Origin of the sequence: Pectobacterium versatile (assembly GCF_020166435.1) — a bacterium.
GTDB lineage: Bacteria > Pseudomonadota > Gammaproteobacteria > Enterobacterales > Enterobacteriaceae > Pectobacterium > Pectobacterium versatile.
Window position 1 is genome coordinate 178,269 of record NZ_JAINZP010000002.1, and the last position, 12,677, is coordinate 190,945.

Sequence of the window (12,677 nt, forward strand, 5' to 3'; positions counted from 1 at the left end):
ACTCGAATTATTTAGCGTATAAACGGGGAGCTAATGACGGCAGAGAGCACACCCTGCCGGGGTTATTGCAGCGATATTCCCTGCCCGTCAGCAGGGAATATCGTGAGTGATAGGCTAGAGTGTTAACACCCGACGATTATTCGCGTTCAAAGGCACCCAGGTCTGGGGCTGATCCTTTATAAGGCAGTTTGACATCGCCACCCTTGTTGATCAGCGCGCTACCTGAAGCAAGGCGCAGGCTCTTCAGCACTGGTAAGCTGCCATCAGCCTGACGCGGTGCATCCCATCCGGTCACGGACACGCTCTCGAAGTCAGAATCTGATACCGCAATTTTCAGATCCCACGAGTTATAACGCATGTTCGCTCCATCAGAGAACGACAGGTCTTTACCGCCGTGAGAAACGTTGTTACGCAGCGTACCCAGCCCAATCGCGTTTCCGTTTGCGTCGATGCCACGGACATTAAAGTTCGGGTTATTTTTATAGCCGGTGTTGTTAAAGAAGTCGTTCGCTACCGGATGGTGGTTAGCATAAAATCCGGCCGCTTTATTTAAAAACGCAACCGAATTACGCACGGTGTGTTTCACCGCATTCGCCACATAAACGCCACCGTAGCCGCCGATTTTAAAACCGTTACCGTTACCCGCAGCCAGTGATTGTGTCGTCCCTGGTAAATAACCGTGTGACCAAGCCCAGGAATTTTCAATCAGCACCGGCGAATAGGCATTAATTAAATCAAAGCCATCATCTGAGTTTGACCACGCCCGGCAACCGCGGAAAATATTACCCGGTTGGTTAGCAGGGATATGCGCACCAAAACCATCTCCACTTTGGCCAGCACCATTAGAGGTCAGTGGATCGTAATTATGGTGAGAATCACTATTCAATACCAGATTATTCCCCCCACGCTGGATGAACAACCCCGTCCCCATAATATGGTGAATATTCAACTGCTCGAATATATTATTGCTGCCCCTTATCCACACGCCCCAGGATTCATGGTTAAGGTTATTACGCTGTGGGACCCCGGTTATTTCAAGCCCTTTTACGGAAACCCAATCTGCAACGACGTTGAACCCTTTAACCCGGCAGTCATCCTGCATCTGGCTGAAATCAAAAATCGGTACTTCCCCGCTAGAGGCCCAATATTCAATGCGCTTACCTTCAGTGCCGCTCTTACTCAGCGTGATCGCATTCACCACATCGGTGCGTGTCGTACAGACGTTCAGCCCTTTGGTAAACACGTATTTACCGCCACGGATCCACAGGCGGTCGCCAGGGTTTAATGTTTTCTGTGCGCGGTCGATTGTTTTCCAAGGGGAGTTTTTACTGCCGTTATTCGCATCGTTACCGCTGGGTGCCATGTAATAAACCGCCGCGCTACTGCCCGCTGCTGCCCCCATTAACATACCGCCGAGAAAAATTTTTGCGATATAATGTTTAGTATTCATATCATTACCGTCCTTAGTTGAAATAACAAAAACGCCATGCGAAAACATGGCGAATTGATAGTAGCATTTAAATATAAAAATAAAAGTTCCCCTCGCGACGAATCAATTCAGGATAGGAATAAGCCATCCGCATAAATAAATCGATGCCGCGTAATTTAAGAATTTTTAAGAGTATTTATCTAAATAAGTGCTAAATGATTTTAAAAAAAATAAGGTGCTGTATTAAAAGAATCGTATTAAGAAAAACGTCATGGAGAAAGTCTATTCCGGCTCCCCCATGACGTGCTTATAACAGGCGGGTGTGACAGGTCTTACTGACCTGCCATGACGTGCCGCACACGGGCCAGATCTTCTGGCGTATCAACACCGACGCTAGGAACGGCTTTGGCGACCGCAACATGAATCTTCTCGCCGTACCACAGCACGCGCAGTTGCTCCAGTAATTCGATTTGCTCCAGTTGGCTCGGTGCCCAACTGACATAACGGCGTACAAAGCCCGCACGGTAAGCATAGATGCCGATATGACGCAGGAAGTGATCGCCAATGGCTTCCTTAGACTGAGCAAAACGCTCTCTGTCCCAGGGAATGGTCGCACGGGAAAAATACAGCGCGTATCCCTCAGCGTCGGTAACCACTTTTACCGCATTCGGGTTGAATGCTTCTTCACTGGTTTCAATCGGCACCGCCAGCGTTGCCATTCCTGCTTTACTGGCAGCGAGGTTTTCCGCCACCTGACGAATGATAACGGAAGGAATGAGCGGTTCATCGCCCTGAACGTTAACGATGATGTCATCATCGGTAAAACCGTAACGCTCGATGACTTCAGCCAGACGTTCCGTACCAGAATTATGATCGGCGCGGGTCAGGCACACTTCGCCACCATTTTGCCGCACGGCAGCCTCGACGTCGGGGTGATCGGTAGCCACAATAACGCGCTGCGCCCCCGATTCCAGCGCCCGCTCCATCACATGGACGACCATCGGTTTGCCGTTGATGTCCGCCAGCGGTTTACCCGGCAGTCGGCTTGACGCAAAACGCGCAGGAATGATCACAGTAAAGGTCATTGTGTTATCTCATCAGCCCCGAGTTTACGCGCTTCGTTTTCCAGCAGCACAGGGATACCATCACGAACCGGATAGGCCAAACCATCAACCTTGCATATCAGTTCCAGTTTCTCTTTATTAAAGTACAGCCGACCATTACAAACAGGACAGGCAACAATCTCAAGTAAACGGTGATCCATGCTTCCTCCATCTTTGGCCGATCGATGACCGACATTTTCTTTTTCGCTATCGCAGCGATCTAATAAGGTGATATCCACAAGGGATATCTGAAACCGTGGTAGCAGACCAATTTATGTTCTACTGCCCGCATTCCGATTAAGCACATTTTCCAATTTGTCGAGCAATTGCGTGCCGTAGGGCTCAGCTAACACGGCATCGACGGGCAGATACCACCAGTTATCCTGAGCAAACGCCTTACATTTTACGGCATCTTTCTCCGTCATCAGCAGCGGCTGCATCGCATCCTGAGTCAGCGGTTCTAGTTGTTCTGGCTGGTACGATTGATGGTCAGCAAAGGCGACTTCACGTGCAATGCTAACACCTGCATCACGCAGCGTCGTAAAAAAACGCGGGGGATGTCCGATGCCCGCCATCGCAACGACATCATGCAGTTGGTTCAGCTGTTGTGATTCACCAGAAAGCAAGTTAACCGCCATACCCGCCGTGAGTGTCATGCCTATCTCGTTTGCTCGCGGCGTACCGCCGTTAACAATGACGGCATCCACTGACGCCAGACGGCTTTCTCTTTCCCGCATTGGGCCTGCGGGCAGCCACCATCCGTTGCCAAAACGCCGCATCCCGTCAATCACCACTAGCTCGATATCTCTTTCCAACGCATAGTGCTGTAATCCATCGTCAGTGATCACCACATCTAGCGTGTGCTGCGCTAATAACGCACTCACGGCATCCCGCCGACGGGGGGCGACCGCAACGGGCGCACCGGTACGCTGGAAAATCAGCACCGGTTCATCGCCTGCCTGCGCCGTCGTCACCGATTCATCCAGCAGCAGCGGATAACGTTCAGCTTTACCACCGTAGCCGCGTGACACCACACCGACACGATGACCTCTGCGTTGCAGTTGTTCGACGAGCCAAATGACTACTGGTGTTTTCCCATTGCCGCCAGCCGTCAGATTCCCCACGACCACAACAGGAACAGGCGATCGCCAGCTTTTCCGCCACCCCAGTCGATAGCTCTGACGGATCAGAAACGTGATGAACCCGTATAACCACGAGAGCGGCAGCAGCAGCCAATAGAGCGGCGACCGCCCAGACCAGATGCGCTCAATCATTCGCCAAACTGCATTCTATGCAACTGAGCATAAGCACCGTTCGCCGCCAGTAACGCAGCATGATTACCACGCTCAATGATTTTGCCGTCTTCAACTACCAGAATCTCATCTGCTTTTTCAATCGTGGAAAGGCGGTGTGCAATTACCAGTGCGGTACGATCTTTTTGCAACTCGTCTAATGCAGCCTGAATCGCACGCTCAGATTCCGTGTCCAGCGCCGACGTGGCCTCATCCAATATCAGAATCGGGCTATCACGCAGTAACGCACGGGCAATCGCGATACGCTGTCGTTGTCCGCCAGAAAGCATCACACCATTTTCGCCAATGATCGTATCCAGACCGTGTTCCATCTTATTGATGAAATCCATCGCATATGCCATTTTCGCCGCACGCTCAATTTCCTCACGGCTATAATGCTCATTGCGGGCATAGGCGATGTTGTTCGCTACCGTATCGTTAAACAAATGTACGTTTTGAGAAACCAACGCGACCTGATTACGTAAGGAAGGCAGGCGATACTCGCGTAAATCATGGCCATCAAGCAGAACCTCTCCTGATTGAATATCGTAAAAACGGGTGATTAAACTGGCAATGGTCGATTTACCCGAACCAGAGCGGCCAACCAACGCCACCGTTTTACCCACGGGAATATGCAGATTGATATTCTTCAGCGCCAGATTTTCTCTTCCCGGATAGGCGAAATTCACCTGACAGAATTCGAGTTCACCTTTTGCGCGCTCGATCTCAAGCTTGCCCGTATCACGTTCCTGTTCCATGTCCAGAATCGCAAACAGCGTCTGGCACGCAGCCATACCACGCTGGAACTGCGCGTTAACGTTGGTCAGTGATTTTAACGGACGCATCAGGGCGATCATGGAAGAGAACACCACTGTGATCGTCCCCGCAGTTAGCGTTTCCATCACGCTGGGGAAACTGGCAGCATACAGCACAAACGCCAACGCCAGCGAAGCAATCAGCTGGATGATAGGATCGGAAATCGACGAAGCGGACACCATTTTCATGCCCTGCTGACGCATCCGGTTGCTAACCTGATCAAAACGCTTGGTTTCCACTTCCTGACCGCCAAACATCAGTACTTCTTTGTGGCCTTTAAGCATTTGCTCCGTGCTGGTGGTGACATGCCCCATAGTATCCTGCATGTTTTTACTGATATTGCGGAATCGCTTGGACACCATGCGCATTGCAATTGAGACGATCGGTGCAATCACAATCAGGATGATGGAAAGCTGCCAGCTGTAGTAGAACATCAGAATGAACAGGCCGATAATCGATGCCCCTTCTCTGACAACCGTAATCAACGCACCGGATGACGAAGCCGCAACCTGCTCCGAATCATAGGTGATGCGAGAAAGCAGCGTGCCAGTTGACTGCTGATCGAAGAACGACACCGGCATCCCCATGATATGGGAGAACAAGCGGCGACGCATATTCATCACCACTTTTCCTGAAACCCATGAAACACAGTAGCTGGACACGAAACCGGATAACCCTCTGACAAGCATCAGCCCAATGACAGCCAAAGGCATCCAAACCAATACGGAACGTTCCGCTTTGCCGAATCCTTCATCGAGCAAGGGTTTAAGCAGAGAGAGCATTAATGTATCGCCAGCTGCGTTTATGATGAGTGCAATTGCAGCAACAGTAAGCCCTGCTTTAAAAGGAGAGATCATCGGCCATAGGCGGCGAAAGGTCTGCCAGGTGGAGAGATCTTTATCATTCAGCATGTAGTGAACCTGAATCGGGAAGAAATAGCCGACCATTTTACTCATTATACCGCGCTACGCCAAACCACTGATGATACCAACGAGGCGATATGTGATCCCTAAACCGCAGAACATGCCATGAATCGCCGAAAAAACGAACACTTAGCTGACCAAATGATGCGGTATCCAGCCACGTGTATCCATATTGCCGATATCGTTCAACAATCTTTACTGAAGGCAACCGCCACGGGTTATAGCGTGCCGCAGAAGCCATAACAAACTCGGCATTTACCGCACGAATAAAGGGAGGCGATGATGATGTCTTGCTGCCATGGTGAGGGATTTGTAACAAATTCGCATGCAGCGCATTACGCTCTAACTTAATCAACGCCTTTTCCGCCTCCGACGCCAGATCGCCCGTCAGTAAGATACGGTGTTTTCCATCATCAACGCGGATAACGCAGGAGTCGTTGTTTTCCGCTCGTTCGACAAGCGCTAACGGCCATAGTACGGTAAACGTGAGCCCCTGCCAGCGCCAACGCTCGCCACGTTGGCAAGGACGATGATTCATAGGCCTGATTGCACTATATACCGTTGCTTCAGGATAGGCTGCCTGTAGCGTCTCTAGCCCCCCGATATGGTCCATATGGCTGTGGCTCAGGATAATGTTTTCCACATCGACTCCCCGCCATCGTAGGTAAGGTAGAATTTCCCGCTTCGCCATATCTCCGCCCTCCCAACGATTTCCCGTATCGTACAATACCGCCTTCCCATGCCGTTCGATCACGATGGCAAGGCCGTGACCGACATCCAGCATGTCCACTCGCCATTCCGGTTCATCACTCTTTGTGCGGAAAACCAATAAAACAAGAATCAGCACGACGATACTAACGGGATGGATACGCCACCAGCTAAAGCGCCATATCACAACCGCGCCCCAGCCCGCGACGCTTCCTAGCAGCAGCGATGCATCAAGATAAATCCACCCCATCTGTAGATACGTTAACGGGGCGAATACCACACGCAGTGAAATATCTGCCAGCCACCAGAGCATTTCACTCAGTGGTGCAAATGCCATCGTGCTCAGTGCCAGCAAAATGAGCGGAGTGGTAACGAAAGATACCAAAGGCACAGCCCAAAGGTTTGCGGGCAGAGAGGTGATACTGAAACCGTGGAAAATATGAAGTTGTAAGGGCATCAATAGCAGTGTGATTCCCGTTTGCAGGTGGATCCAGCGCAGCCAGAACCACCGCCGCCGGGTCTGTAGCCGATGAGGAAGCGGTGCCCACTGAAACCAGAAAATCAGCGACGCGACGGCAAGGCAAGATAGCCAAAAACTGTCTGACAATACGCTCAATGGATCGCTAACCAGAATCAGCGCGACACACCATAGCCAAACCTGCCAAGCGGAACAGTTGGCGCTCCACACTTTCAGGCAAACCCATACGCTAAGCGCCAACGCCGAACGCACCGCAGGAGGGTTACCCCCTGCCAGCCAGACATATCCCCAGGCAGCCACGGCGCTCATCAGCAAGGGAAAACGATAGCCAACCCACGACACGGGAAAGCCATATTGTAACCCCCGCGCCATCCCCCAGCCAACCAGCCCCGCAAGTACGATATGGAGACCCGAGATCGCCATCAAGTGCATTGTTCCGGTATTCTGAAGTAGGGTCTTGAGTTCCAGGCTAACCGTTTTCATCTCGCCAAACGTCAACGCCAGTAAAATAGAACGCCACGGTAACCCCTGCACCTGCTGTTCCGCCTGTGCGATCGTGCGCTGGCGGAAATCACACCGGCTATCAACCACCTTTGCCGCCAGCACACGACCCGATAGCGGTTGCCGTTTGGCTATCGCCCAGCGTTGGCTATCGAAACCGCCTTCATTTAATCGACTGTGAATAGGTCGTAAACTGGCAGTGATTGCCCAACGTTGACCACCACACCAGTTTTCCATAGCCGGTGATAAGGTCAGTTGGGCATATAATGGAGGGAAGATTCTGTGCTGATTTATCTCTTCCAGCCGCACCGTGATCCAATCATCATCATGCTCATTGAACCGTATGCTGCTTATGGTCACGACAGCGTTAACCTGCCCCTGCGTAACGCGCTCAATTTGTAGCAGTAAGGTTTGAGCATTCAACGACGCCCAGCAAAAACTCACCGCAGCAAGAGCGACAAACCGAATCCCTGCGTGACGATATCCCATTAGCAGCGCACAAGCAGACAGACCCGTTCCCCACCATAGCAACGTTTGCGCAGGGATCTGCGGTAAAAAAAGCAGCGGCAAGATGCCAAGCACGCTCGCCCAAGCCAGACTATTTACCGACATCATCCATTACCATGACACAACTGCCCTCTTTCCCTGTGGTTCGCACAGGAATATTGCAGTACCTCAAACGCATGTGACAGAAAGAAAAATGCAGGTGGGAAAGCGTCTCGCAAAGAAGCGGCTACATTGCAAAAAATAGCATCTGGAATACGAGCTGGATGCCAATTATTGGGCATTCGATACGGTTACTGGCGACCAAGCTATAACAGCCGAGGCATTAGCAAGCACACGTTTAAGCAGAAAGATGAAGGATTATTGATGCAGAAACTAAACGAAAAAAGATCGCCGAAGCGATCCTTTTTACACTAAAAACTGTGCGTTAGGTTACTTAACTTCGCCCATCGCTTTCAGCTTTTTAGACAGCTCACGGCGTTCTTTCGATAGATCGGCGTTTTTGATGATGTAGTCATCAACGCGGTCTTCATAATCACCGCGCATGTTAGCGATGATATTTTGCACGTCCTCAATGGACATACCAGGTTTCAGATATTCGCTCAGGTTGTCCAGCAGCAGAACGCGCTTTTGGTTATCACGAATTTTCTTCTCGTTGTCGACGATTTCACGCTGAAGTTTGTTTTTACGACGAAACATGCGCACGAATTCCAGCACATCCTGGAAACACGGCTTAGTGTCCTTATCCATCTTTTACCCTTACCTTAAGTCATACATAAATTCTTTATGCATTCACCATACAGGTTATACCCAGCGTCTTTCAAGCAGTGCTTACGCCCTTTGCGCTAACACCTCGCTGAGCGGATAATCTGTCATCAAACCATACCCTAAATAATTCGAGTTGCATGCAGGCGGCGACCGCACGAGTCCCCAGGAGCTTACCCAAGTAAGTGACTGGGGTGAGCAAGGACAAATTGACGTAGTCGATTTGAACGCCGCTTGCGGTGGCCCTTTAGGGCAAGGCTCAAATATGAGCCGAGTATTGCCAACGTACATGCGGCTTGAAGTATGACGGGTATTCAGCGGTAATATACTGCGATACGCTGGTTATGAACCTGCTCAATGGCCACTTCCGTATCGAAAATATCTTCCAACACCTCGGATACCATAATGTCTTCCGGTTTTCCCGTGTAGATGATCTGCCCTTTGCGCATCGCAATAATGTAATCCGAATAGGCGGAAGCAAAGTTGATATCGTGAATAACCAGCACGATGGTTTTACCTAGCTCGTCGGCCGCACGGCGAATCTGCTTCATCATCGCTACGGCGTGTTTCATATCCAGATTATTCAGCGGTTCATCCAGCAGCACGTATTCCGTGTCCTGACACAGCACCATCGCGACATAGGCACGCTGCCGCTGGCCGCCGGAAAGCTCATCCAAAAACCGATCTTTCAATTCGGTCAGATTGAGGAACGCCAGCGCGGCGCTGATACGTTCACGATCGTCAGCATTCAGCCGCCCTTTGGTATAAGGATAGCGACCAAACCCTACTAGCTCCGCTACCGTTAAGCGGCTGGTAAACTGGTTTTCCTGACGCAGCACGGACAAACACGTCGCCAGCTTATCGCTTGGCGTGGTCATCACGTCCATGCCGTTAACTTTGACCTGTCCGCGATCCGCGTCCAGCAGGCGACTGATGATGGACAACAATGTCGACTTCCCTGCACCATTCGGGCCGATAATCGACGTGACGCCACCGCGAGGCACCGTCGCTGTGACATTATTCAATACCGTCACGTTATTATACGTTTTAGTTACATTGCCGATCTCAATCACACGGAAACCTTTTTCAGTAGCAACACAATAAACAACGATCCACCCACAAATTCGATCACGACCGACAGCGCTCCAGACATATCCAGCAGATGCTCAAGCACCAACTGTCCGCCAACCAGTGAAATCACGCCCAGCAGGAAAGCCGCGGGCAGCAACAGGCGATGCTGGCTGGAGCCAATCACTAAATAGGCAAGGTTCGCGACCATAAAGCCTAAGAAGGTAAGCGGACCGACCAGCGCCGTTGAAATGGCCACCAGCACGGAAACCAGCAGCAGAATGACCGTGACGCTGCGCTTGTAGTCGATACCCAGGTTAATCGCGTTATTACGTCCCAGCGCCAACACATCAAACCGAAAGCGCATGCGCCAGATCACCACCGCGACCACCAGCGTAATGCCAACCGACAGCGCCACCAGCTCAGGCACGGTACGGGTGAAGGTGGCAAACATCCGCCCCTGTAGGATGGCGAACTCACCGGGCGTCAGCAGACGCTGCATTAAGCCCGCCATGCTGCGAAACAGCGTGCCGCAGATAATCCCGACCAGTAAAACCAGATGCAGGTTATTGCGGCTGCCGGTGAACAGCCAGCGGTACAGCAGCGCGGAGAAGAGGATGAGCAGCAGCGTCTCGAGAACGAATTTGCCTTCAACGCCCAGGCCCGGAATACCGCTAATGCCGAAAACAAACACCAGCGAGGTCTGAATCAGGATAAACAGGGCTTCAAACCCCATAATCGATGGCGTCAGCACCCGGTTATTCGTCACCGTTTGGAACAGCACCGTCGACGCGCTGGCGGCAAATGCCACCAACAGCATCGTCGTCAGCATCAGCCCGCGGTGCGTTAAAATGTAGCGCAGGTTGCTGCCTAGGTTGATAGTCATAAACAGCACGATCACCACGACAGCCGCGCCAGCCAGCCACATCAACCGCTGCGTCGGCGATAACCCCGCACGTTTTTCGCTGACGGCTCCGGTCAGCACCGTATTACGTTCATTGACTGACATGGCGTTTCTGGCTTAGCAATAAGAGAAGGAAAACGGCAGCGCCAATGACGCCAAGAATTACGCTCACTGGAATCTCGAAAGGATAGCGAATCACGCGGCTGATAATGTCGCAGCACAGCACCAGACCGCCGCCAAGCAGGCACACCCACGGGATCGTTTTGCGCACATTGTCGCCCATCATCATGCTGATCAAGTTCGGCACGATCAGTCCGATAAACGGCAGGCTGCCAACCACCACGACTACTACACCGCTGACGATGGCGATAATGCTCAGCCCCATCATCATCACCTGCCGATAGTTGAGGCCGACATTGACGGAAAATTCACGCCCCATGCCTGCGACCGTGAAGCGGTCAGCAATCCAGCAGGCCACCAGCGTTAACGCACCAACCAGCCAGAGCAGCTCGTAACGCCCTTGCAAGACACCGGAGAAATCACCGGATTCCCAACTGCCGAGCGCCTGTAGCAGATCAAAATACATCGCGCCAAACGTGGTGATTGAACTGATAACCGCACCCAGCATAATGCCGACCAGCGGCACCACCAGTGCGGATTTCAGCACAATTCGCTGTAGCAGCATCATGAACAGAAAGGTACCCGCTAAAGCGAACAGGCTCGCCACCACCATTTTGGTGAAAATCGTCGCGCCGGGCACGGCGATCATCACCACCAGCAAACCTAAGCTAGCCGACTGTGTGGTCCCCGCCAGAGACGGTTCGACAAAACGGTTTTGCGTCAGCAACTGCATGATGAGACCCGCCACACTCATGGCGCTGCCTGCCAGTAGCAAAGCTAGCGTGCGGGGAACGCGGCTGATAAAGAAAATATCGCGCATTTCCGGGTCGTTCCAGACGGCCTGCATGTTCAGTTGCCCTGCCCCAACAAACAGGCTGACAACGATCATGCAGGCCAGAAACGCAAGACCCAGCGAATAGTAAAAAGACTTCATTGATTCTGCCGTAACCCTGCCGTTATTGCTTATCTAACGCGTCGCTGACGGTAGTCACGAGGTTTTTATAGCTTTGCAGCCCCCCAGCGATATACAGCGATGCAGAATCCAGATAGATCACGCGATTGTTTTTCCAGGCGTTGGTTTTGTGAATCAGCGGGTTATCCAGCACCTGCTGGGCCGATTCCCCGCCCGGGCGACCAATCGCGCTGTCACGATCGAGGATGAACAGCCATTCCGGATTCACACTCAGTAAGAATTCTGAGGTCACCACGTTGCCATGACGCCCAGATTCAGGGAATTCGGTCGCTGGTTTGAAGCCCAGTTCATCAAACACGAAGCCAAAGCGCGACTTAGGACCGTAGGCCGACATCTTGCCGCCGCTAATCATCAGAACCAGCGCATTGCCCGCGTTTTCTGTTTTGGCACGCGTTTGGGCGATCTGCTGCTTGAAATCATCAATCTGTTTTTTCGCTTCATCTTCTTTGCCAAAGATGGTGCCCAGTTGCTCGATGCGCTGGATAAAGCTCGTCATAAACTGGTGCTCATCCACATCCATCGAGATCGTCGGTGCAATACCGCTCAGCTTGTCGTAAGCATCGCGCGTACGTCCACCGGCAATAATCAGATCGGGTTTAGCGCTGCTGAGCGCTTCATAGGCAGGTTCAAACAGCGTCCCAGCATTCAGGTAAGTATCGCTGTTGTATTTTGATAAAAATGCAGGCAGCGGCGTACTGCTTTTCGGTACACCGGCAATCCCGTCGACCTTCAGTGCATCCAGCGTATCCAATGAGGCAGGATCGAACACAATCACTTTCTTCGGCGGCTGTGGAACCTGAGTGGTGCCCTGCGCATGCTCAATGCTGACCGTGTGACTTCCTTCTGAAGACGATGCCTGCTGATCGCAGCCGGCCAGAACAAACATAGATGCCAATAACGTCGCCTTCACTGCAAACGTTGCATTCAATCGCACCGCATTTAACCGCATAAGTGTGTTCTCCATTTCGCTGTTTGTCGCCGAATGCTACCCCGCAGCGGACGCTACGCGGCAATAAAGAATTTAATTATCATTCGCATTAAAACGAAAATTGTAACCGAATGGACACAGTCATGCCTAGCGATTATGTCTACC

At 51.7% G+C, this 12,677-nt stretch carries 11 protein-coding genes; all 11 read right to left on the minus strand.

All coding sequences use genetic code 11. The features are described from left to right. Positions 1-136 precede the first annotated feature (136 nt). Positions 137-1,450 carry a pectate lyase PelN gene (gene pelN, locus K7X24_RS03655; RefSeq protein ID WP_224553054.1) on the minus strand — a complete coding sequence of 438 codons (1,314 nt, stop codon included), beginning with the start codon at positions 1,448-1,450 and terminating at the stop codon, positions 137-139. Positions 1,451-1,761: 311 nt separating this feature from the next. Continuing rightward, entirely contained in the window at positions 1,762-2,514 is a 753-nt protein-coding gene (gene kdsB / locus K7X24_RS03660; RefSeq protein WP_224553055.1) for a 3-deoxy-manno-octulosonate cytidylyltransferase, read from the minus strand. Further along, positions 2,511-2,693 (minus strand): Trm112 family protein, encoded by a 183-nt coding sequence (locus K7X24_RS03665; RefSeq protein WP_005967647.1) that lies wholly within the window; start codon positions 2,691-2,693, stop codon positions 2,511-2,513. The genes kdsB and K7X24_RS03665 overlap by 4 nt, the downstream gene beginning before the upstream one ends. Positions 2,694-2,804: 111 nt before the next feature. Beyond that, on the minus strand, positions 2,805-3,806 hold the full coding sequence (gene lpxK, locus K7X24_RS03670; RefSeq protein ID WP_224553057.1) for a tetraacyldisaccharide 4'-kinase: 1,002 nt from the start codon (positions 3,804-3,806) through the stop codon (positions 2,805-2,807). Beyond that, complete coding sequence (msbA, locus tag K7X24_RS03675) at positions 3,803-5,551, minus strand: lipid A ABC transporter ATP-binding protein/permease MsbA (protein WP_224553340.1); 1,749 nt, start codon at positions 5,549-5,551, stop codon at positions 3,803-3,805. The genes lpxK and msbA overlap by 4 nt, the downstream gene beginning before the upstream one ends. 37 nt (positions 5,552-5,588) lie before the next feature. Next, positions 5,589-7,862, minus strand: coding sequence for a ComEC family protein (locus K7X24_RS03680; RefSeq protein ID WP_224553342.1), 2,274 nt, complete (start codon positions 7,860-7,862; stop codon positions 5,589-5,591). 324 nt (positions 7,863-8,186) lie between these two features. After that, positions 8,187-8,504, minus strand: coding sequence for a PTS system regulator TmaR (gene tmaR / locus K7X24_RS03685; RefSeq protein WP_005967626.1), 318 nt, complete (start codon positions 8,502-8,504; stop codon positions 8,187-8,189). A gap of 329 nt (positions 8,505-8,833) precedes the next feature. Next, the gene (locus tag K7X24_RS03690) at positions 8,834-9,592 is read right to left on the minus strand and encodes an ABC transporter ATP-binding protein (RefSeq protein WP_010307093.1); all 759 of its coding nucleotides are present in this window, start codon (positions 9,590-9,592) and stop codon (positions 8,834-8,836) included. Further along, positions 9,589-10,596, minus strand: coding sequence for an iron chelate uptake ABC transporter family permease subunit (locus K7X24_RS03695; RefSeq protein ID WP_039535150.1), 1,008 nt, complete (start codon positions 10,594-10,596; stop codon positions 9,589-9,591). The genes K7X24_RS03690 and K7X24_RS03695 overlap by 4 nt, the downstream gene beginning before the upstream one ends. After that, the gene (locus tag K7X24_RS03700; RefSeq protein ID WP_010307101.1) at positions 10,583-11,545 is read right to left on the minus strand and encodes an ABC transporter permease; all 963 of its coding nucleotides are present in this window, start codon (positions 11,543-11,545) and stop codon (positions 10,583-10,585) included. The genes K7X24_RS03695 and K7X24_RS03700 overlap by 14 nt, the downstream gene beginning before the upstream one ends. A 22-nt stretch (positions 11,546-11,567) precedes the next feature. Continuing rightward, entirely contained in the window at positions 11,568-12,512 is a 945-nt protein-coding gene (locus K7X24_RS03705; protein ID WP_411961334.1) for a siderophore ABC transporter substrate-binding protein, read from the minus strand. Positions 12,513-12,677: the final 165 nt, after the last annotated feature.

What these genes read in the sequence shown, in the direction of transcription:
- pelN (WP_224553054.1), bottom strand. Translation starts at nt 1,450, where the DNA reads ATGAATACTAAACATTATATCGCAAAAATTTTTCTCGGCGGTATGTTA.
- K7X24_RS03700 (WP_010307101.1), bottom strand. Translation starts at nt 11,545, where the DNA reads ATGAAGTCTTTTTACTATTCGCTGGGTCTTGCGTTTCTGGCCTGCATG.
- tmaR (WP_005967626.1), bottom strand. Translation starts at nt 8,504, where the DNA reads ATGGATAAGGACACTAAGCCGTGTTTCCAGGATGTGCTGGAATTCGTG.
- K7X24_RS03680 (WP_224553342.1), bottom strand. Translation starts at nt 7,862, where the DNA reads ATGTCGGTAAATAGTCTGGCTTGGGCGAGCGTGCTTGGCATCTTGCCG.
- msbA (WP_224553340.1), bottom strand. Translation starts at nt 5,551, where the DNA reads ATGCTGAATGATAAAGATCTCTCCACCTGGCAGACCTTTCGCCGCCTA.
- K7X24_RS03695 (WP_039535150.1), bottom strand. Translation starts at nt 10,596, where the DNA reads ATGTCAGTCAATGAACGTAATACGGTGCTGACCGGAGCCGTCAGCGAA.
- K7X24_RS03665 (WP_005967647.1), bottom strand. Translation starts at nt 2,693, where the DNA reads ATGGATCACCGTTTACTTGAGATTGTTGCCTGTCCTGTTTGTAATGGT.
- kdsB (WP_224553055.1), bottom strand. Translation starts at nt 2,514, where the DNA reads ATGACCTTTACTGTGATCATTCCTGCGCGTTTTGCGTCAAGCCGACTG.
- lpxK (WP_224553057.1), bottom strand. Translation starts at nt 3,806, where the DNA reads ATGATTGAGCGCATCTGGTCTGGGCGGTCGCCGCTCTATTGGCTGCTG.